At 60.9% G+C, this 22096-nt stretch carries 11 protein-coding genes; 6 read left to right on the top strand and 5 right to left on the bottom strand.

Annotated elements, in window-relative coordinates:
• The first annotated feature begins 107 nt into the window (after window positions 1-107).
• A complete protein-coding gene (locus QMZ29_RS21515) occupies window positions 108-2390 on the top strand; it encodes a TonB-dependent siderophore receptor (protein ID WP_141971570.1) in 2283 nt (760 codons plus the stop codon).
• A 58-nt stretch (window positions 2391-2448) separates the two neighbouring features.
• Here QMZ29_RS21515 and QMZ29_RS21510 read toward each other — a convergent pair whose 3' ends face one another.
• From QMZ29_RS21510 to QMZ29_RS21500, 3 genes are all read right to left on the bottom strand, one after another.
• Complete coding sequence (locus QMZ29_RS21510; RefSeq protein ID WP_025304962.1) at window positions 2449-3681, bottom strand: YncE family protein; 1233 nt, start codon at window positions 3679-3681, stop codon at window positions 2449-2451.
• Between the two features lie 47 nt (window positions 3682-3728).
• On the bottom strand, window positions 3729-6638 hold the full coding sequence (locus QMZ29_RS21505) for a condensation domain-containing protein (RefSeq protein WP_261425418.1): 2910 nt from the start codon (window positions 6636-6638) through the stop codon (window positions 3729-3731).
• Window positions 6639-6717: 79 nt separating this feature from the next.
• Window positions 6718-8811 carry a TonB-dependent receptor gene (locus tag QMZ29_RS21500; RefSeq protein ID WP_033638948.1) on the bottom strand — a complete coding sequence of 698 codons (2094 nt, stop codon included), beginning with the start codon at window positions 8809-8811 and terminating at the stop codon, window positions 6718-6720.
• Between the two features lie 535 nt (window positions 8812-9346).
• Between QMZ29_RS21500 and QMZ29_RS21495 the strand changes: the two genes are divergently transcribed.
• Together QMZ29_RS21495 and QMZ29_RS21490 are read left to right on the top strand one after the other, a co-directional pair.
• The gene (locus QMZ29_RS21495) at window positions 9347-10957 is read left to right on the top strand and encodes a condensation domain-containing protein (RefSeq protein ID WP_261425420.1); all 1611 of its coding nucleotides are present in this window, start codon (window positions 9347-9349) and stop codon (window positions 10955-10957) included.
• A gap of 33 nt (window positions 10958-10990) precedes the next feature.
• Window positions 10991-14086, top strand: coding sequence for an amino acid adenylation domain-containing protein (locus QMZ29_RS21490; protein ID WP_261425422.1), 3096 nt, complete (start codon window positions 10991-10993; stop codon window positions 14084-14086).
• A 42-nt stretch (window positions 14087-14128) separates the two neighbouring features.
• On the opposite strand, the gene QMZ29_RS21485 is transcribed toward QMZ29_RS21490, so the two are convergent.
• Window positions 14129-15472: a condensation domain-containing protein gene (locus tag QMZ29_RS21485; protein ID WP_025304957.1), complete on the bottom strand. Its 1344-nt coding sequence runs from the start codon at window positions 15470-15472 to the stop codon at window positions 14129-14131.
• Between the two features lie 273 nt (window positions 15473-15745).
• A complete protein-coding gene (gene gltP / locus QMZ29_RS21480) occupies window positions 15746-17062 on the bottom strand; it encodes a glutamate/aspartate:proton symporter GltP (protein ID WP_043142347.1) in 1317 nt (438 codons plus the stop codon).
• Window positions 17063-17963: 901 nt separating this feature from the next.
• Here gltP and acs point away from each other — a divergent pair.
• The 3 genes from acs to actP all read left to right on the top strand — a co-directional run bounded on the left by acs (window position 17964) and on the right by actP (window position 21975).
• Window positions 17964-19922, top strand: a complete 1959-nt coding sequence (gene acs / locus QMZ29_RS21475) for an acetate--CoA ligase (RefSeq protein ID WP_282994210.1) — start codon at window positions 17964-17966, stop codon at window positions 19920-19922.
• A gap of 92 nt (window positions 19923-20014) precedes the next feature.
• On the top strand, window positions 20015-20326 hold the full coding sequence (locus QMZ29_RS21470; RefSeq protein WP_004930047.1) for a DUF485 domain-containing protein: 312 nt from the start codon (window positions 20015-20017) through the stop codon (window positions 20324-20326).
• Window positions 20323-21975, top strand: coding sequence for a cation/acetate symporter ActP (actP, locus tag QMZ29_RS21465; protein ID WP_089181546.1), 1653 nt, complete (start codon window positions 20323-20325; stop codon window positions 21973-21975). The genes QMZ29_RS21470 and actP overlap by 4 nt, the downstream gene beginning before the upstream one ends.
• The last annotated feature ends 121 nt before the right edge of the window (window positions 21976-22096 follow it).

Below are 22096 nucleotides of genomic sequence, written 5' to 3'. Positions count from 1 at the left end.
TCAATGGCATCCCTTGCCGCAGCCGATTTTCTATTTCCGACTACACAAAAACTACAACCGCCCTTCCCCCCGTTCGGCGAGGGATGGCAGCAAGGTAGGACACTCAAATGAAAAGCAAGCTATCACGTTATTCTTTAGCCACTCTTATCGGCTTGGGATTGGGCGCGTCCGCGTTCGCCAACGCCGCGCAGCAGACCGACACCCCCACCACGGAAGAAAACAGCGGCACAGCGGATAAAAAGCCGCGCGGCGAAGACACCATCGTCGTGACCGCCGCCCGGCAGAACCTGCAGGCGCCGGGGGTGTCCACCATCACCGCCGAAGAGATCAAAAAACGCCCGCCGGCGCGCGACATCAGCGAACTGATCCGCACCATGCCCGGGGTTAACCTGACCGGCAACTCCACCAGCGGCCAGCGCGGCAACAATCGCCAGATCGATATCCGCGGCATGGGCCCGGAAAACACCCTGATTCTGATCGACGGCAAACCGGCCTCCAGCCGCAACTCAGTGCGTCAGGGCTGGCGCGGCGAGCGCGACTCGCGCGGCGATACCGCCTGGGTGCCGCCAGAAATGATCGAGCGCATCGAAGTGCTGCGCGGCCCTGCCGCCGCGCGCTACGGCAACGGCGCCGCGGGCGGCGTGGTCAACATCATCACCAAGAAGGCCGGCGATGCGCTGCACGGCTCGCTGAACGGCTACTTCAACGTGCCGCAGCACAAGCAGGAAGGCGCCACCAAGCGCACCGACTTCAGCCTGTCCGGCCCGCTGAGCGATTCCCTGAGCTTCCGCCTGTTCGGCGGCTACAGCAAAACGCAGGCCGACGCCTGGGACATTAACGAATCACACAAGTCCGAACGCGTAGGCGCCTACGCCAACAGCCTGCCCGCCGGGCGCGAAGGGGTGGTCGATAAAAACATCGACGCCTTGTTGCACTGGGATTTCGCCCATCTGCAGTCGTTGGAGTTCGAGTATGCCTATGGCCGCCAGGGCAACCTGTATTCCGGCGATACCCAGAACACCAACACCAATGCCCTGGTGCAGAGCAACTACGGCAAAGAGACCAACCGCATCTACCGTGAAACCTTCGGCCTGACCCACCGCGGCGCCTGGGACAACGGCGTGAGCACCAACAACTACGTGCAGTTCGAGCGCACCCGCAACACCCGCCTGAACGAGGGCTTGGCCGGCGGCACCGAAGGCATCTTCGACACCAAAAATACCGGTTTCGGCACCACCAAGCTGGACGACTTCCTGGCGCACAGCGAAGTCAGCGTGCCGTTTGAGCTGGGCGTTTCACAGACCGCCACGCTGGGTACCGAGTGGACCCAACAGCGGATGAAAGACGGCACGTCCACCAGCCAAACGCTGATGGGCGGCACTATTCCCGGCATGGGCAACGGCACGCGCAGCCCTTACGCTTCCGCGCATATCTTCTCGCTGTTCGCCGAAGACAACATCGAGCTGACCGACACCACCATGCTGACGCCGGGTCTGCGTTACGATCTGCATTCAGAATCCGGCAACAACTGGAGCCCGGCGCTGAACCTGTCGCAGGAACTGGGCGACTACTTCACGCTGAAAATGGGCATCGCCCGTTCTTACAAGGCGCCGACCCTGTACCAGACCAACGGCAACTACCTGCTGTACAGCAAAGGCCAAGGGTGTGCGGGCAGCGATGTCAGAAACGGCTGCTACCTGCTCGGTAACGACGATCTGAAGGCGGAAACCAGCGTCAACAAAGAGATCGGGCTGGAGTTCCATAACGAAGGCTGGCTGGCCGGCGTGACCTACTTCCGCAACGATTACCACAACAAGATTGAAGCGGGTAACTCGCGCATCGCCACCAGCAGTACCGGCACGGCGGTCTATCAGTGGGAGAACGTACCGAAAGCGGTCGTACAAGGGCTGGAAGGCTCGTTGAACGTGCCGGTCAGCGAGACTGTCACCTGGAGCAACAACGCCACCTACATGATCGAGAACAAGAACAAGACCACCGGCGATTACCTGTCGGTGATCCCGAAGTTCACCGTCAACTCGACCCTCAGCTGGCAGGCTACGCAGGATCTGTCGATGCAGTCCACCCTGACCTGGTACGGCCGTCAGAAGCCGAAGAAGTACAACTACCAGGGTAAACCGGCCACCGGCGGCGAAACCCGCGAGGTCAGCCCTTATGCCGTCGTCGGCGCCAGCGCGACCTATGACCTGACCAAAAACGTCAGCGTCACCGCCGGCATCGACAACCTGTTCGACAAACGCCAGTTCCGCGCCGGCAACGCGCAGAACGTGGGCGACCCGATTACCGGCGCGATCAACATCGCCGGCGCGGGCGCGGCCACCTACAACGAACCGGGCCGTACCTACTACATGAGCATCAACACCCACTTCTGATGACATGACCCAACGAAAAAGGGGCGCCGCGGCGCCCCTTTTTACTTTCGCTCTCTCGTTACCTGGTGTGCAGCTGAATGCGCACCACGCTTTCCGGCTTGCCGGCCTTGGTGGAAGCGCCGTCGTTTTTCACCGTCACGAACAGCGCGTCGCCTTTCGGATCCAACGCCAGGCTGTTAGGGTGCGGCGGCAGGTCTACGGTTTGCAGGCGCTTGAGCGTCTTGGCGTCGAACACCGTCAGCGTCCCGGCGCCGTGATCCACGCGCACGCCTTTGCGGTTGGCGACATACAGCCGCTGGCTGCGCTCGTCGAGCAGCAGACCGATCGGCACCTCATCCGTCAGCTCGCTGGCCAGCACTTTGCCGCTGTCCGCATCCAGCGCAAACACCCGGTGGCCACTGCTGCGCTTCACGTAGTCGTGCCCCAGATGATGGTTGCGGTAGTCGTCGCGATCGATACCCTGATCGACGCCCAGCAGGCGATTGCTCGCCGGGTCATACACCAGGTTCAGCAGCTGATCGGCCTGCACTTCGTGCGTGGCGGTGATCGCCAGCGTGTCGGCGTTCAGGGTGATCACCTGCCCCTGCATGTTGGAAACGAATACCCGACGGCCCTTCTCATCCAGCGTGATGCCCACCGCGTTGTAGCCGAAGCCCGGGATCACTTTCTCCAGCTTGCCGGCCTTGGTATCGACCACGTACAGCACGCTGTCGACGCCGAAGCCCAGGCCCGGCAGGAACAGACGGCCGCTTTGCGCGTCATACTTGAGCTCGCGGAGGCGGTACAGGTAGTCCTCGGTGATTTTGAATTTCTTCAGCTCCGCCAACAGGAAATCCAGGCGCTTGCCGCTGATGCCCGCCTGCTTGTAAGCCTGCTCCAGCACCGCTTTGTCCAGCAGCTTGATGCTGCCCAACGCGTGGTTGGTGGTGGTGTCCACCACCCCGACTTCGCCGTTGAAGGCCTGCGTCAGGTACAGGCGATTGCCCGCGTCGTTCAACGCCACGCCGAAGCCTTTCACCTGCAGCGGGATCTCTGCCTTGATCGCCAGGGTGTTGGGATCCAGCCGCAGCACGCGGGAACGCGCCTCTTCCTTCCAGTCCGGCGCGCTGACGAACAGCGCCTGTTGCGAGGTGCTGTAGGCCATCTCCACCACCGTCGACGACAGCGCCTCGCGCTTGATGTCCTGCGGTTTGATGCCGACATCGTCCGCCTGCGCGGCGCCGGCGACCACCAAAGAGGCCGCCACCAGCAGCGACAGTAGCGCGCGCGGGGTTGCTAGGGTTCCAGACATCCTTTTATCTCCTTGAAAATCATGCTTTCGGTTAGAGTGAAACAACGTCATGCCTGCGGCCCGGGCGGCAGCGCCGCCAGAGCGATATCGCCAGCGATGTGCTGCGCAAACTGGGTAAAGACGTGCTGAACGCCGTCGGCGATCAGATTGGCCTGCTCCCGGCTGTAGTGATCCTGACGGTAGGTCATCATCACCCGCAGGGATTTCTTCCCGGCCAGATCGTCTTCCATCACCTCAAACTGCAGGCCGAGCAACGATTCGGCTTTCTCCGGCTCCACCTGACGGTAGGCGATCGCGCTGCCGTCCTGCAGCCGGAACTCGCCGTTCAGCTTGATGCGGCTGTGGATCTGGATGAACACTTCGAACATGTGGTTCTTGCGGTCGGCGTCCACGCCGAACAGCCCTTCCTCCACCAGATCGATCGGAATGTCGGTGTACGGCAGCGAGCCATTGATGGTGTTTTTCACCTGGCTGACCAACCCGGCCACCGTCAGCCCCTCGTCGAAGCGCACGCGGTGCACCACCACGGTGGTGAAATAGCCGACGGTATCGAAGAACTCGGCGTCGTTACGGCCAGAGGTTGAGGTGCCCACCAGCAGATCCGCCGGGCCGCCCAGCAGACGCAGCGCCGAGGTAATCCCGGCATACACCACGTTGAACAGCGAAGCGTTGTTGCGGCGGGCAAGCTGATACAGGCCTTCCGCCACGGCAGGATCGACCTCGAACTCCAGCCAGCCGCCGTTGACGTCCGCCGGTGCCGGCACCGCCGGATGGGTGGACGCTTCTTGCCGGAAGATCGGCTGGCCGACCGGCGCGCCGCGCAGCGCATCGAGCCAGTAGTCCAGATGTTGCTGCTGCACCCCGGAGGCCCGCTGCTGCCGGGCGAAAGTGTGGAACTGCGGCGGCTGCCCGCTCCACTGCGGCGCCTGGCCGACGACGCGATGGCGATAGGCGACGCCCAGCTCATCCATCATCAGATTGAGCGACCATTCATCCAGCACCACATGGTGGAACAGCAACGACAGCAGCTGTTGGCCGTTGTCCGCATCGCGCAGCAGCGTGGCGCGCAGCGGCAGCTCGGCGGCCAGATCGAACCGGTGCTGGCCGGCGTCGGCCAACAGGGCGGCGGCATTACCCGCCGGCGTCTCGTGAGAGAAGCGGAACCACTGATAATCCGGCAGTTCTGCGGCCGGCACCACCACCTGCACCACCTCCCCCTGCTGCTCGACGAAGCGTGAACGCAGCACGGTATGGCGAGTCATGACGTCGATAAACGCCTGGTGCAGCGCCGTTTCGTCTACCGCATCGAAGAAGCGAAGAGAGAACGGCAGGTTGAAAATCTCGTCATGGCCGAAGGCTTCATACACCTTCCACAGCGATTCCTGCGCCAGCGACAGCGGCGCCTGCGCCCCCTCATGATCGTCGGCGATCGCTAGCGCGGCATTCGGCTGCGCAACGTTCAGGCGTTTGGCGTAGCCCGCCAACCCGCGCGCCGTCGGATGACTGAACAGATCGTTAATGTTGATTTCGATCTGATGCAGGCTCAGCAAGCGGCCGATCACCCGGGTAGCGACCAGCGAATGGCCGCCGCGATCGAAGAAGTCTTCATCCAGGGTCATTTCCGGCGCCACCAGCGCCTCACGGAACTCCTGCAAAATCAGCGGCGCAACGCTTTCGTCGGCGTCGCCGTTCGCCGCCGGCGCGGCCATCGCCGGGGAAACGGCCTCAGCCGCCGGCAATGCGACGGCAATTCGCTGCCCGGCCAGGAACGCGCTGAACTGCTCCAGCAGGAAAGGCGCCGCGTGCGGAGACAGGCGCGGGTCGGTGACCAGCTCCAGCGTTAACGCTTCCGCTTCGGGCAAGCCCAATAGCAGCGCCAGTTCAAACGGCGTATGCAGCGGCGGCAGCAACAGGCGTTCGGCGTGAACGCCTTCCAGCCGCCACTCTGCGGCCAGATCGTCACGCCAGGCCACCAGCAACTGCGCCCGCTGCGGATCCGGCTGTTCAGCCACGGCCTGCGCCAGCAGCCGCTGCCCGACGTCGCCCTCGCCATGCTGCACGGTCAGGCGCATCAGCGGCGCCGCCGTCAGGCCCAGCTCCAGACCGACGCACTCTGCCGTTTCTGCGGCCGGCACGCACAGCTGCACCGCTTGGCCGCCGGCCTGCGCGGCGACGAACTCGGCAAACCGTGCCGCCACCGCCGCCAGCAAGGCCCGCGGCGTGTCGTTGGCGGGCAACAGCGAGCGATCAATGCGTGTGACCACGCGCGCGCCCACCGGCGGCAAGGCTTCAGTACGCTGCGCCGGGCTGCGGTAATCCTGCAGCGAGACCGCCTGGCGCGCCCAGGGCAGCTGTGGCGCAGGGATTTCCGGCAGCTCGACCGGCGCCGCCGCGAAAGGCAGAGGCATCGCATCTCCGTTATAGCGGGCGGACAGCATCGCCGGCAGATGGCGCCACGGCAGCGCTTCCGCCAGGATGTCATGCAATACCACGCCCAAAATCACGTCATCGGCAGGCGTGAGCAACAGCAGGCAGCGCAGCGGCGCTTCGCTTTCCAGTTCAAATGGCGCCGCCTGCACTTGCAGCAGACGACAAATGGCGTGTTGTTCATCCGCCACCTGACGCAGGCTCACCGGCAACGGCGCCGAATCGGCAGCGCGTTTAACCAAACCGTTTTCGTCATCAAAAACGTAACGCACGTTCACGCCCGGCGTTTCCCGCACCAGCGCTTGCAGCGCCGCCGTCAGTTGGGCGATATCCACCTCTCCCGTCAGGCGCCAGGCCATCGCCCGCTGCCCGCGTGCGTCACCCTGCTGCAGATGGGCAAACCATGCCCGCTCTTCGGCTTCGCTCACCGGCCGATCGCCGTTCGCCGACGCCGCGCCCAGCGCCTGAAACGCGCTCTCCAGCCGCTGGGCCTCTTCATCGCTCAGAATGCTGTCAAAATCACCGATCACTGCGTTATCTCCTTTGCCCGGCCGTGCCGGGATAGCGCATAAAACGGGGGACATTCGTCCCCCCATCATCGCGATAGCGTTAGAAATTCAGTTCAACCGCCGCGCCGACCATGCGCGGGCGCTGCTGCGTCGCGGTGTAGATATCGTTGCCGCCAACCATGATGCGACGCTCGGAGTCGAACAGGTTTTGCGCAAACAGCGTGGCGCGCCCATAGGCGAAGGTGTAGGCCAGCTGGGCGTTAGCCGACCAGTAAGAACCTATACGCCCGCGCGAATCGTTGTCATACGCCGAGTAATAGGAGTCCGAGAACGCCACGTTAGTACTCACTTCCCACCCTTTCAGGAACTGATATTTGGCGCCCATGTTGGCGGTGTAAGCCGGCGCGCGTCCCAATTCATGCCCTTCCACGCCGCTGCCCGAGAACTTTTTGATCTTGGTTTTCAGCAGGCCAACGTTACCGAACAGCTCGAAGTCCCAACGCGGCTGCCAGGTGGCGCCGATTTCCGCGCCGTAGGTTTCCACCTTGTCGGCGTTGCGGATCACGCTGGAATTTTCACCCAGGTAATAAGGCAGCTGCATGTCTTTGTAATCGTTGTAGAACACGTTGCTGGTCAGCACCACGTTGGCGTCTTTCAGGTGATGGCGGGTGTACAACTCATAGTTCCAGACATACTCGGAACCGTAGGTGTAACTGACGATCGGGCTGCTGAGAGTAATGCCTGCACCGCCAGCGTTATAACCGCGAGCGATCTTGGCACCGTAGGTTTGGGTGTCCGTCGGTTTCCAGGCCACGTCCAGTTTCGGCAGGAACACCGTGTAGGTTTCGTCGAAGTCGATGCGCACCGCCTTGCTGCCGCCATTGCGTTGGCGATGTTCGCGTTCCAGGCGGCTGGCGGCAGTCACGTCCACCTGCGGCGTCAGCGCATAGGTCAGCTCAGCGAAGGCCGAGTTAGTGTCGGTTTTATCTTTAAAAGTCGCGCCGCCGAAGATATTGACGAACTCATCCTGCTTGGCGTGGAAATAACGCAGCCCCGCCAGCCCGTGCAGGCGGCTGTCCGCGCCGCCGAAGCGTACCACCGGTTCTACGTGCACCTCTTTACCGCCGATGTCGGCGTACGGCAGCTGATAAGCCGTGGCGCGGTTAATGTTGAAATCGGTATAGATAACGCGGTTTTCCAACGCCAGGCCATCGGAGGCCTCCCAGGCCAGATCCCAGATCCCGCTGTTCACATTGCTTTTGAACACCGGCCGACGGATGTCGTGACGCGCACTCGCAGGATGCGGCTGCGGGTTGAGGCTTTCGTTCTGCGGTGCGGTGCTGCCAAAGTGGTTAAAGGTCAACTTGGTGGTCAGATCGCGCAAACCGGCCGGGTTGAACAGCAGCTTGGCACGGGCGGTGGTGGCCTCCACTTCACGCGGATCGCCCACCGGCTCATAGGCCGGCAGGTCAGCATCGCTGCGGCGACGCTGGCGATCGACGCTGACACGGAACGCCAACTGGTCTTCCACCAGCGGGCCGGACGCCATGGCGGCTAGTTGAGAGGAGTGCTGATTGCCGGCCCCGCCCTTGAAGGCGCTTTCCCATTCGAAGGTCGGGTCTTTACTGGCCATGACGATGGCGCCGGCGATGGCGTTGCGCCCCTGAATGTAACTTTGCGGGCCGCGGAACACTTCAACGCGATCCAGATCCCACAACGATTGCGGTCCGTAGGCTTGTTCGTTATAGGTCAGCGAACGGCCGTCCAACGACAGATTGAGGCGCGGCCTGGTGCCGCTGAGGAAAGCGCCGGCACCGGTGGTCGGGCCGGAGCCGTCAACGCCACGCACGGTTGGCAGATCGTTGCCGATGCCGACATCCACCACGTTGGGGGTCATGCGCAGCAAATCGGGAACCTGTGTCGCATTAGGCATAGAGGAGATGCGGTTGCTGTCGAACACTTCGACGCTGGAGCCGGTGTCGAAAATGGAACGTTTGACCTTCTCACCGGTAACCAGCAGCGTTTCCGCGTCCTGGTAGGTTTCGTTGCTCTTGGTTTCCGCCGCGTTGACGTTACCGATCGCCAGTGAACAAACCCCTAAAAATACGGAGGAAAACGCCCCAATGGCTTTCAACCCCGCCTTTTCCCCGTTTCCTACGCTTTCATGCCGTTGAGCCGCAAAATGCTTGCCCATAGATGTCTTCTCCTTTCATCCCAGAGGTGCACAAAATTTGATTTTTTTTTACACAACCTACATCGACACTCACACAGACCATGACGCTGCGGCCTTCCCGGCCTTGCTGTTGCTTATCCCTGCGGCAAACCCATGCCTTTCGCGGCCGGACGGGCGCGGCCCCGTCCACGGCTAAGCCGCCGGCGGAGCGGCCGGCAGCTTGTATAAAAACGTAAAATAATGTTAAGAATGATAATATTTTGCATTTTCTAATGCAAATCATTATCAACAAAGATGTGAGACCTGACAAGATAACTGCCAGAAACCCTTATACTTTCGCAGGGAAAACGAGCGCTGCAATAACAAGCAATCATTTCAATGCTAAGAATAATATAGATAAATTATTCACACCCAATGCCCTCACTGCCCGGCGTCGCTAAAACGCCTTATAGATAGCACCCGATCGCCAAATGGATCAAATAATAATAATTTTCATTCCTATTAACATTTGGATATATTCTTGCAGTCTCGTTGGCTGAATCAAAATGGATACCCGATGAAAGCTTTGACCACGATGCAGGCCGCCTATTGGGTAGGCCGACAGTCCGCTCCTCCCCTCGGCGGCATGGCCGCCCACCTGTATGCGGAATTCGACGGCGGCGAGCTGGATACCGCTCGGCTGCGCCAGGCCGTCGAGGCGCTGTACCTGCACCATCCGCTGTTACGTCTGCGCATTACCGACGATGGCCGGCAGACGATCGCGCCTCCCGGCCCTCGGCACGCCTTGCATCTCGACGATTGGCAGCACGCCGATGAAGCAACGCTGGCAGCCGCGCTCGCCGCCAAACGCCAGGCAAAAAGCACCCAGCTGCTGCCGCTGGAACAGGGCGTGCCCTGCGATATCAGCCTGAGCCTGTTGCCGGAAGGGCGCAGCCGCCTGCATGTCGATCTCGACATGATCGCCGGCGATGCCATGAGCTTTCGCCTGTTGATGGAGGATCTGACGGCGTTTTATCACCGGTGTCCGCCGCCCCCCTCCGATGACGCACCAGCGGCCTACTTTGATCACCTCGAACGACGCGACGCCGACGAGGCGCTACGCCAGCGGCGCGAACGCGGCCAGCGTTGGTGGCGTGAACGCCTGGCGCAGGTGCCCCCGGCGCCGCGCCTGCTGCGCACGCCGGACCGCTGCCGCAGCGATCGCCTGGCCGTACAGCTGAATGCAGAAGAAAGCCGCGCGCTGGAGAATGTCGCCAAGCGGCACCACACCTCTCTCTCTACGCTGTTTTTAGCGCTGTTCGCACTGGCCGTCGGCCAGGGTTGGAATATGACGCGCTTCCGGCTCAACGTGCCGCTGTTCCACCGCGAAAGCGAACGGGAGGACGCGCATCGTCTTATCGGCGATTTCTCTAACCTGGTGCTGCTCGGCGTGGAGCTGAACCCGACGGAAAACCTGAGCGCTTTCTGCCGGCGCCTGATGGCACAGCTGGCAGAGCTTATCGAACATGCGGATTACCCCGGCGTGAGCGTGATGCGCGATCTGTCGCGCCTGCACGGCAGCCTGCAGCCTTCGCCGGTGGTGTTTACCGCTGGTTTCGGCATCCGCGGCAAGACGCTGTTTTCCGAACGGGTCACCGACACCTTCGGCCGTCTCGGCTGGGTCATCTCTCAAGGACCGCAGGTTGCGCTGGATGCGCAGGTCGCCCACGTCGACGACGGCATTCTGATTAACTGGGACGTGCGGCTGGACGCATTCCCCGAGCACGCGCTGCCGCGCCTGCTGGCCTGTTATCGTGCGCTGCTGCACCTGGCCGCACGGCAAACGGAGGCGTTCGATCGCCCGCTGTCACAGCTGTTGGCGCAATGCACACCCGACGCGCTGGCGCAGCAGGCACCGGTGCGCCAGGTGCTGCACCGGCTGCTGGCGCGGGTGGCTCCCGAGGCTAGCTTGCACGACCACGACGATATCCACCGCTTGGCCCTGCCGGATGCTGGGGTGAACGCGCTGCTGACGGTGCTCAACAAATATCTGGCGGCGGCGCTGACGGCGCAGGATCTGGCGGCGCATCCCTCTCCGGCGGCGCTGGCGGCATTGATCTGCCAACGCTCGCCCGAGGCAGGACGGAATGCGAAAACGCTGCTCGCCTCGCTGGCGCCGCAGCACTGAGATTTAATCGGTTAGCGACTATAGGGAAGTACCATGGAGACACCATTAACCGCACTGCAGCAGGCCTATCTTCTGGGCCGCAGCGATCGATGGCCGCTGGGCGGCGTGGCGATGCACGACTTTCGCGAATATCGCGCCCGGCAGCTGGACGTACCGCGCCTTGAAGCGCGCCTGACCGAGCTGGTTCAACACTACCCGGCACTGCGCACCTGCATCGATGTGCCGCGCGGCACGCAGCACGTACGCCCGGAAACCACGCTGCATCTGGATCGCCACGATCTGCGCGCCCTTGATGGTGAAGCGGCGCAGCGCCAGGTCGAACAACTGCGCGCGCGTTACTCCCACCAGCGCCACGATCCGAGCCAACCGCTGTGGCGCATCGCCGTGATCCAACTTGCCGAACAGCAGGATCCGACGGGATCGCCGTACGATACGCTGATCTTTACCAGCTTCGATGCCTTGATCTTAGACGGCCAGGGGATCTCCACCGTGATCGCGCGCCTGTTCGACGATCGCCCTCTGGCGCCGACCGCCGCCGCCTTGCCGCCCCCCGCCGCATCGGCGGCGCAACGCCAGGCCGATGCCGCCTACTGGCGCGAAAAGCTGCAGGATGTCACCACCCCGTCGGCGTTGCCGTGGCGCGCCCCGCTCGCCAATCTCACCTCATCACGCTATCGCCGCGCCAGCCTGACGTTGCCGCACGACACGGTTAAACAGCTTGGCCGTCTGGGATCGCCGCATGCGCTGCTGCGCAACAGCCTGCTGTCGGCGCTGATCCTCGATACGCTGGCCCACTGGACCACCGACGGCGAGCTGTGCGTCGGGGTGCCGGTGGCGTTCCCCGCCGCCGACGGCGCCCTGGGCAACGCCTCCAGCTTCGTGGCGGTGCGCTATTCGCGCTACGGCGAAGACTTTATCCAGCGCGCGCAAGCCTTGCAGGACGACGTGCTCGGCGCGCTCGATCACCTGGCGTTTTCCGGCGTCGATCTGGCGCGGCAGTTGCTCGGCCAAAGCCAGGGCGGCCCGGCGCTGCCGGTGATCCTGACCAATTGCCTGGGTTGGGAAACGCTGCCAGCCGAGGCGCCGGTGCGCTTTCACGACGGCCTGACCCAAACGCCGCAGGTCGCCATCGATATCCGCCTGACGTTGGACAGCGAAAAAAATCTGCAGCTGTGCGTGGACTACGCCGAGCAGGCGCTGCATGGCGAACAGGTAGAAGCGATGCTGGCGGCGTTGCAGCGACGCATCCTGCACAGTTGCCAACGGGCCGACCTGGCGATCGCGCCGCGCGACTTCATCGATCTGGCGCATTACCGCCACAACGACAGCGAAGCGAATTACGCGCCTTATCCTTATCTGGCGCAGCTGGCCGAGCGGCTGTTCGGCGCGCAAGACGGCGGCAATGCGCTGATCTGCGGCGAGCAGACGCTAACCTACCGCGAGCTGGGCCAGCGGATCGCCACGGCGATCGCCAACCTGCAGAGCCGCGGCGTGCAGCCGGGCAACGTGGTGGCACTGTATCTGCCGCGCAGCCCGGAACAGATCATCTTCAGCCTCGCCTGCGCCCTGCAGGGCGTGATCTGGGTGCCTATCGATATCAACTCGCCGCCGGAACGGACCGCCTACCTGCTGGAGAATTGCCGGCCGACGCTGGTAGTGCACGGCGGCGATCTCGAAACGCCGATCGGCGTGACGCCGGCGACCCTGCTGGCGCAGGCGGATCGCGCACCCGCGCTGCCGGATGAACGGACGCTGGTTGAACGCAGCGCCAGCCAGGCCGCGAGCTACTACCTGTATACCTCCGGCACCACCGGTAAGCCTAAATGCGTGGTGCTTAACAACCGCGCCACCGCCAACGTCGTGCACCAAACCCAACAGCGCTGGAGAGTCACCGCCGACGATGTCTTCATTTCCGTTACGCCGCCGCACCATGACATGTCGATGTTCGATCTGTTCGGTTCGCTGTGCGCCGGCGCCACGCTGGTGCTGCCGGCGCCACATCAGGAAAAGGATGCCATCAGCTGGAACCAACTGGTGAAAAAACATCGGGTCACCCTGTGGTGTTCGGTACCCGCCATTCTGGAGATGCTGCTCACCTGCAAAACGGCCGACAGCCTGCGCTCGCTGCGCCTGGTGGCGCAAGGCGGCGACTATATCAAGCCGGCGACGGTACAAACCCTGCGTACCCTGCGCCAGGATCTCGCGCTGTTCTCACTCGGCGGGCCGACCGAAACCACCATCTGGAGCATCTGGCACCCGATCGCCCCACAGGAGAGCGGCACCGTGCCTTACGGCCGCCCGCTGCCGGCTAACCGCTACTTTATCTGCCATGACGACGGCAGCCACTGCCCGGCCGGCGTGGTCGGCCGCATTCACACCGCCGGGGTGAACCTGGCGTTAGGCTATCTGGAGCAGGGGGAGCTGAAGCAGCACGATTTCGTTACCCTCGAAGGACCGGACGGGCAACCGCTGCGCGCTTTCCGCACCGGCGATCAGGGCTATTACCGTGCGGACGGCAACATCATGTTCGCCACCCGGGTGAACGGCTATGTGAAGATCCGCGGCGTGCGCGTCTCGCTGCCGGAAATCGAAGACGTGCTGCGCCGCCATCCGGCGATCCTGGATATGGTAGTGGTGGATTATCCCAGCGGAGAGAACAACGAGGCAGCGCTCGGCGCCCTGTATCTGACCCGCGACGGCAAGCCGCTGCCGCTGTCCGAGATCCGCGCCTTCGCCACCGGCTATCTGCCCTGTACCCATATCCCCACGCGCTTTATCCATGCCGAGGCGCTGCCGCTGTCCGCCAACGGTAAAACCGATCGCCATCGCATCCGCGCCGACCTGAGCCACCAGCAAACCGCGCCGGCGTTGAACGCCTGCGCGGCCCCGCCGCCGAACGCACCGGTGGCGCGCAGCGCCGAGATCCTGACCATTTACTGGCAGGCGATTGGCGTAACGCCGCGCCCGGACTGGGGGGAAGAGACGGCGTTTATCGCCATGGGACTGAAGCTGCCGCATATCAAACAGGTGACGGCACGCCTCAATGACGCTTTCGGCACCCGTCTGGTAAGCAGTGCGCTCTTGCCATGCAAGAACGCACGCGAAGTGGCGGCGTTGCTGGCCAGCTGAAACCATACCACTCGGGCGGGGACATCCCCCGCCCGCATTTTCTCAGGCGGGTAACGCCGTCAGGGCCGCCAGCGGTTGCTCCCAGGCTTCCTGCTGCAGCGCACGCAACAGAAATTCTTGCAGCGCCTCGCCATAGTCCAACGCATCCTCCGTCGGGAACTGTTCCAGATAAATATCGATATCCACCTGCAGATCGCGGGCGTCGGTGCGGCCGCGATACGTCAGGTTAAAACCGTCGCCCGAGCCGCCGGCCAATACGCTGCGGGTACCGCGACAGCCAGTAAAACGAGGCGCATCGAAGGGTTGCACGTTGATGAAGGGGGAAATAAAGAAGCGCGAGCCCGGATCCACACCGCGATCGGCGGCCAATTGGCGCAGACGGTAGCCGGCGTGGCTGCGCAGCTCCCGCAGCTGCTGCGTCAGCGTGGTGAGAAAGCTCCCCAGCGTCTCCGCTTGCGGCGGTGACACCAGCAGCGGCAGCGTGTTGACCGCCAGCGAAGGCACGTTAGTGGCTGCCTGCCCACGGCGATTCATCGCCGGCATCCACATCGGCAGCGTATCGCCTTGCCGGGCACAGCGCGGCATCACCTGAAACAGCCAGGCCGCCGACAGCGCCACCAGCAAGTCGGGCCAATTGATGCCGCTACGCTCCGCCAACTGCGCCAGAGAGTGCGACACCGCCGCCGGCAGCCGGTGGTGGGTGCTCAGACGCCGTACGCCATAGGCCTCACCGCCCTTGCGCACCGTCGGCAGCACCTGCGACGGCGGCAGATAGGTCTGCCAAAAGCGCCGATCGCGCTCGCATCGCTCAGAATCAGCGTAGGCCAGCTCGGCCTGTTGAAAGACGTCGAAGGCGCCCAGAGGCATACCTGCGCTGCCCTCACCCAGATAGTGCGCATATAACGCGGCGCAGCGGTGTTCGATCAGGGCCATGCCGAAGCCATCAACCAGAATATGGTGCGCACGCACGTACCAGAGGTAGCGCTCCGGCCCCAGCTTGAGCAGCCAGGCTGCGGCTAACGGTTCGCTGTGCAGCGCCCGGCGCTGCGCGATATCTTCGCGCATCAGGTTTTGCGCCGCCTGCCAGGGATCGTCGTGCGTTTGCAGATCGATGCGTTGCAATGGCGGCGTGCGCTGTGGATCGTAACGTAACAGCGGGGGAGAGTCGCCATGCCGCTCACCAAAGCGCAAGGCAAACGCCTGCGTCTCGGCGAGAGTGGTGGCGATCGCCCGGCAGAGCGTCTCTTCCTCTACCGCGCCGCACAGTTCGGTGCAATGTGCGACGGTGGACAGAGTCTGCCCAGGGTGCAAGGTGTGTTCTTCCCAGAAATCAAGCTGCGCTGGCGCCAGCGGCAACCATTCAGAGGCCAAAGCGGTGTCCGACATGTTACCTACCTTTGATAAGCCCGAATAAAGACGTCGAGCGGGCGTAACCCCGCCGTTCAACGGCTTTTGCGTGTCTCCATACATCATCAAATGAAAATGATAATAACATCTATTATCATTTCTATTAATTTGGTAACACTTTAGATTTTGTTAAGCGGGGATGCAAGTCGCGCAGTTGGGCAGAGAAAAGAAAGTGGCAGGTTGAAGGGCCATAAAAACAAAACGCCCCGGCACAACTGCCTGGGGCGTTTTTAACGTCGGCGATACTCGTGATTAGGCCTGGTTGGCCGGCTTCACCTTCTGCGCCAGAAACTCCGTTTCGTAAGCCAGCGCCTTCTTGCGATCGAACTGGTGCTCCCACTTGGCGATCACCAGTACCGCCAGCGCGTTGCCCACCACGTTCAGCGCGGTACGCGCCATATCCAGGATACGGTCCACGCCGGCGATGAACGCCAGGCCTTCCAGCGGGATGCCGACGCTGCCCAACGTCGCCAGCAGCACCACGAACGAGACCCCCGGCACGCCGGCGATCCCTTTCGAGGTTACCATCAGCGTCAGCACCAGCACGATCTCCTGCCCCAACGACAGTTCGATGCCGTACAGCTGGGCGATAAAGATAGCGGCGATGCTCTGGTACAGCGTCGAGCCATCCAGGTTAAAGGAGTAGCCAGTCGGCACCACGAAGCTAGTGATCGACTTGGGCGCGCCGTAAGCCTCCATCTTTTCGATGATGCGCGGCAGCACCGTTTCCGAGCTGGCGGTGGAATAAGCCAGGATCAGTTCGTCTTTCAGGATGCGGATCAGCGTCCAGATGCGCAGATTGCACAGCCGGGCGACCGCCCCCAGCACCACCAGGGCGAAGAACGCGATGGCGAAGTATACCAGCAGCACCAGCTTGGCCAGCGGCAGCAGCGAAGCGAAACCGAAGTTGGCTACCGTGACCGAAATCAGACCGAATACCCCGATCGGCGCATAGCGCATGATCATGTGGGTGACTTTGAACATGCTCTCGGACACCGCCTTGAACACCTTCAGCAACGGCTCTTTGGTCTCTTTCGGCAACGACGACAGCCCCAGACCGAACAGCACCGAGAAGAAGATAATCGGCAGCATGTCGCCCTTGGCCATCGACGAGAAGACGTTCGATGGGATCAGCGACAGAATGGTCGCCACCAGACTGTGCGAACCGCTTTGCACCTGTTCGGTGGTTTTCTCATACTGCGAAATGTCCACCGTGGTCAACGTCGACATGTCGATGCCGTGGCCGGGTTGGAATACGTTGGCCAGCGTCAACCCCACCACGATGGCGATCGTGGTGATCACTTCGAAGTAAATAATGGTTTTCAATCCGATGCGGCCCAGCTTTTTCGCATCCCCCACGCCGGCAATACCGACGATCAGCGTGGAAATAACGATCGGCACCACAATCATCTTGATCAGACGAATAAAGATATCACCCGCCGGGCTGAGAATATTGCTGACCAGCCACTCACGAGATTCTGTCTGGTTGTGCAATACCGCGCCAACAATAATACCCAGTACCAACGCGATCAGGATTTGCCAAGCCAGGCTAATTTTTACACTTTTCATACCCAAAAAGTCCTCAAAGACTCTTTGCGCCGTACAAAGTCGCAACACGGCGAAAAGAATACTTAATCATTTATTACAGGCTTATGTTAATTCAGTGGAAGCGTTCACCTGCCCTGGGTGCGACGCAGTATAAATCTGTATCATCCGGGCGGCATGCTCTGCAAGCCTTGATTTGTCAGGGTTGAGCGCTGAATCGAATCACAAAAATTTCGCGTAACTATTTCAAATGGCATAATTGCTTGTTATTAAAAACATAATTTTTCAGATAATGAAGCACATAACCGCGCCGGTGACGTTTTTTTGAACGCGATTAAAATGCGTTATTTTTCGTCCATTCTGCATATTTAGTCCGCACCGAATGTTTATATTTTGTTACTCAAAAGTCAAATAAATGGGAATTGGCCGAGTGACATTTTCACCCATAAATGCAGCGCCATTTTATATTTAGATTAAAAATCGAACGATACCGCAGGATGAATGCCATAGGGTATTTCCCGATTTTTCATCAGGTATGAAGCATTAATAGAACGTTATTTCACGATGTGCCGTCCATCGTTATATCGCGTTAATACCAACTTCGAATATTAATAGCGAAAAATAATCAAAAAAGATTTATAGCGCGAAATAATGCTGGTCTCTCCCATCCTTATTAAGCGCGAGGCAAATACCCTCGCCTTTTTTTATTCTTTTTTGTTCTTTAGATAAGTGTTTTTGGTTAAAAACGTGGGTTTATGAGGATTTAAGCGCCAAATAGATAGATATGCCCTGCAAATGCGACAGAACGATTACAAATCAATATCTTTGTTGCGTGATCTGCCGCGCAAAAAAGAAACAAAGAATCGTAGCAAACTATACTTAACCTTCAGTTGACATATCATTAACAACTTCAAGGAGAAAAGCTATGAGCCAACTGCATAAACACGCTATTCCTTCTGCAATTGCAGAACGCGCCCTGATTAATCCGGCACAATACCAACAGTATTATCAACAGTCGGTTCAAGACCCAGAGGCTTTCTGGGGTGAGCATGGCAAAATCCTGGACTGGATCAAACCCTATACCAAAGTCAAAAACACCTCGTTCGATCCGGGCCACGTCAGCATCCGTTGGTTTGAAGACGGCACGTTGAACCTGGCGGCCAACTGTCTGGATCGTCATTTGGCCGAGCGCGGCGACCAGACCGCCATTATCTGGGAAGGCGACGACCCGACCCAATCCAAGAACGTGACTTACAAACAGCTGCACCATGACGTCTGCCAGTTCGCCAACGTGCTGAAAAAGCTCGGCGTGAAAAAAGGCGACGTGGTGGCTATCTATATGCCGATGGTGCCGGAAGCGGCGGTCGCGATGCTGGCCTGCGCGCGTATCGGCGCCGTACATTCGGTGATCTTCGGCGGCTTCTCACCGGAAGCGGTCGCCGGACGCATTATCGACTCCAACGCTAGGCTGGTGATCACCGCCGATGAAGGCCTGCGCGCCGGCCGTGCCGTGCCGCTGAAAAAGAACGTCGACGATGCGCTGAAAAATCCCGGCGTAGTCAGCGTGGCCAACGTCGTGGTGTTCCAACGCACCGGGAAACCGGGCTACTGGCAGGAAGGGCGCGATCTGTGGTGGCATGAGCTGACCCAGGGCGTCTCCGCCGACTGCCCGCCGGCAGAAGTGAACGCCGAAGATCCGCTGTTTATCCTGTACACCTCCGGCTCGACCGGCAAACCGAAAGGCGTACTGCACACCACCGGCGGCTACCTGGTCTACGCCGCGATGACCTTTAAGTATGTGTTCGACTACCACGACGGCGACATTTATTGGTGCACCGCCGACGTGGGCTGGGTCACCGGCCACAGCTATCTGCTGTACGGCCCGCTGGCCTGCGGCGCCACCACGCTGATGTTCGAAGGCGTGCCTAACTATCCGGGCGTTAATCGCCTGTCGCAAGTGATCGACAAGCACCAGGTCAACATTCTGTATACCGCACCGACCGCCATTCGCGCCCTGATGGCCGAAGGCGACAAGGCGATCGAGGGCACACGACGCGATTCGCTGCGTATCATGGGCTCGGTCGGCGAGCCGATCAACCCGGAAGCCTGGGAGTGGTACTACAACAAGATAGGCAATGCAAAGTGCCCGATCGTCGACACCTGGTGGCAAACCGAAACCGGCGGCTTCATGATTACCCCGCTGCCTGGCGCCACCGAGCTGAAAGCCGGGTCTGCTACGCGGCCTTTCTTCGGCATACAGCCGGCATTGGTCGATAACGTCGGCACACCGCAGGAAGGCGCCTGCGAAGGCAACCTGGTGATCGTCGATTCCTGGCCGGGCCAGGCGCGTACCCTGTTCGGCGATCATGACCGCTTCGAGCAAACCTACTTCTCGACTTTCAAAGGCATGTACTTCAGCGGTGACGGCGCACGCCGCGACGAAGACGGTTACTACTGGATCACCGGCCGCGTCGATGACGTGCTGAACGTCTCCGGCCACCGTCTGGGCACCGCCGAGATTGAGTCCGCGCTGGTATCGCACCCGAAAATCGCCGAAGCGGCAGTGGTCGGCATTCCTCATAACATCAAAGGCCAGGCGATCTACGCCTACATCACGCTGAACCACGGCGAAGAACCGACGCCGGAGCTCTATACCGAAGTGCGCAACTGGGTGCGCAAAGAGATAGGGCCGATCGCCACGCCGGACGTACTGCACTGGACAGATTCGCTGCCCAAAACGCGCTCCGGCAAGATCATGCGGCGTATCCTGCGCAAAATTGCCGCCGGCGACACCAGCAACCTGGGGGATACCTCTACGCTGGCGGATCCGGCCGTCGTCGACAAGCTGTTGGAAGAAAAACAATCAATGAAAGTGCCGTCATAATTTATGCCGCTTCAGGCCGCTCAATCCGGATCACGCACCGTTGAGCGGCCCTGGCGCGGCGTACTCTCTCAATACCGACTGGAGACACTCTGATGAATGACACCATTTATCAAGGGATTGAAGAAAACCCGCGCTTTAAAGAGCTGGTGAGAAAACGCGGCCGGTTCGCCTGGCTGCTTTCACTGATTACGCTGGCGCTGTACGTCGGCTTTATTCTGTTGATCGCCTTCGATCCGCAATGGCTCGGCACGCCGATCGCCGCCGGATCGACCATCACCCGCGGGATCCCGGTCGGCGTCGGGCTGATCGTGATCTCTTTCGTCTTGACCGGGATCTACGTGTTTCGCGCCAACGGCGAATTCGATCGCCTCACCGCAGAGATTCTGCGTGAGGTGAAACAATGAAGCGCTTATTGTCCGCCGCCGCGCTGCTGTTGCTGCCCGGTCTGGCCTGCGCCGACGCCATTGGCGGCGAGGTGCATCGCCAGCCGCTGAACATCCAGGCGATCGTGATGTTTATCCTGTTTGTCGGCGCCACGCTCTACATCACCTATTGGGCCTCCAAACGCACCCGTTCCCGTCAGGACTACTACACCGCGGGCGGGCGAATCACCGGTCTGCAAAACGGGCTGGCGATCGCCGGTGACTTCATGTCCGCCGCCTCGTTCCTCGGTATCTCCGCCCTGGTCTACACCTCGGGCTATGACGGACTGATTTACTCCATCGGCTTCCTCATCGGCTGGCCGATCATTCTGTTCCTGATCGCGGAGCGCTTGCGCAACCTCGGCCGTTATACCTTTGCCGATGTCGCCTCTTACCGTCTGCAGCAGAAACCAATCCGCACCCTCTCGGCCTGCGGCTCGTTGGTGGTGGTGGCGCTGTATCTGATCGCGCAGATGGTCGGCGCCGGCAAGCTGATCCAGCTGCTGTTCGGGCTCAACTACCATGTGGCGGTGATCCTGGTCGGCATCCTGATGGTGCTGTACGTGCTGTTCGGCGGCATGCTGGCCACCACCTGGGTGCAGATCATCAAGGCGGTGCTGCTGCTGGCCGGCGCCAGTTTTATGGCGCTGATGGTGATGAAGTCGGTTAACTTCGACTTCAATACCCTGTTCGCCGAAGCGGTGAAGGTGCATCCGAAAGGCATCGCCATCATGAGCCCCGGTGGTCTGGTCTCCGATCCGATTTCCGCGCTGTCGCTTGGCCTGGCGCTGATGTTCGGCACCGCCGGTCTGCCGCACATCCTGATGCGTTTCTTCACCGTGAGTGACGCCAAGGAAGCGCGCAAGAGCGTGTTCTACGCCACCGGCTTTATCGGTTACTTCTATATTCTGACCTTTATCATCGGCTTCGGCGCCATCTTGCTGGTCAGCGCCAATCCGGCGTTCAAAGACGCCACCGGCGCGCTGCTGGGCGGCACCAATATGGCGGCGGTGCACCTGGCCAATGCCGTTGGCGGCAACTTCTTCCTCGGCTTTATCTCGGCGGTGGCCTTCGCCACCATTCTGGCGGTCGTTGCAGGCCTGACGCTGGCCGGTGCCTCGGCGGTTTCCCACGATCTGTACGCCAGCGTGATGAAAAACGGCAAGGCGACCGAGCGTGACGAGCTGAAGGTCTCAAAGGTCACCGTCGTGGTATTGGGCCTGGTTGCTATTGCCCTGGGGATTTTGTTCGAGAAGCAGAATATCGCCTTTATGGTCGGGCTGGCGTTCTCTATCGCTGCCAGCTGTAACTTCCCTATCATCATCCTGTCGATGTACTGGTCGCGTTTGACGACCCGCGGCGCGATGATTGGCGGCTGGCTGGGTCTGTTAACGGCGGTGATTCTGATGATCCTCGGCCCGACGATCTGGGTGCAGATCCTCGGCCATGAAAAACCGATTTACCCGTATGAATACCCGGCGCTGTTCTCGATGATCGTGGCCTTTGTCGGCACCTGGCTGTTCTCGATCACCGACAGCTCGCTGGCCGGGCAGCAGGAGCGGGAACGCTTCCGGGCGCAGTTTGTCCGTTCGCAAACCGGGCTGGGTATCTCTCAGGGCAGCTCGCATTAATCGAATAATAAGTGAAAAAAAGCAAACACACCCTAATCAAAGGCCCTTCGGGGCCTTTTCTCTGGCTGTCTGTCGGAGATAAGCTGGGGAGAGCAGCGCAGCGTAGCTGCGCTTTTTTACG

This window comes from Serratia sp. PF-27, assembly GCF_030053255.1.
Taxonomy (GTDB): Bacteria; Pseudomonadota; Gammaproteobacteria; order Enterobacterales; family Enterobacteriaceae; genus Serratia; species Serratia bockelmannii.
The sequence above is the reverse complement of the archived record's forward strand: the minus strand, read 5'-3'. Positions and strand labels throughout refer to the sequence as shown.

Excerpts from the sequence above, each read along its gene's own strand:
- QMZ29_RS21485 (WP_025304957.1), bottom strand. The coding sequence starts at position 15,472 with ATGTCGGACACCGCTTTGGCCTCTGAATGGTTGCCGCTGGCGCCAGCG.
- QMZ29_RS21510 (WP_025304962.1), bottom strand. The coding sequence starts at position 3,681 with ATGTCTGGAACCCTAGCAACCCCGCGCGCGCTACTGTCGCTGCTGGTG.
- QMZ29_RS21500 (WP_033638948.1), bottom strand. The coding sequence starts at position 8,811 with ATGGGCAAGCATTTTGCGGCTCAACGGCATGAAAGCGTAGGAAACGGG.
- QMZ29_RS21515 (WP_141971570.1), top strand. The coding sequence starts at position 108 with ATGAAAAGCAAGCTATCACGTTATTCTTTAGCCACTCTTATCGGCTTG.
- acs (WP_282994210.1), top strand. The coding sequence starts at position 17,964 with ATGAGCCAACTGCATAAACACGCTATTCCTTCTGCAATTGCAGAACGC.
- QMZ29_RS21495 (WP_261425420.1), top strand. The coding sequence starts at position 9,347 with ATGAAAGCTTTGACCACGATGCAGGCCGCCTATTGGGTAGGCCGACAG.
- QMZ29_RS21490 (WP_261425422.1), top strand. The coding sequence starts at position 10,991 with ATGGAGACACCATTAACCGCACTGCAGCAGGCCTATCTTCTGGGCCGC.
- actP (WP_089181546.1), top strand. The coding sequence starts at position 20,323 with ATGAAGCGCTTATTGTCCGCCGCCGCGCTGCTGTTGCTGCCCGGTCTG.
- QMZ29_RS21470 (WP_004930047.1), top strand. The coding sequence starts at position 20,015 with ATGAATGACACCATTTATCAAGGGATTGAAGAAAACCCGCGCTTTAAA.
- gltP (WP_043142347.1), bottom strand. The coding sequence starts at position 17,062 with ATGAAAAGTGTAAAAATTAGCCTGGCTTGGCAAATCCTGATCGCGTTG.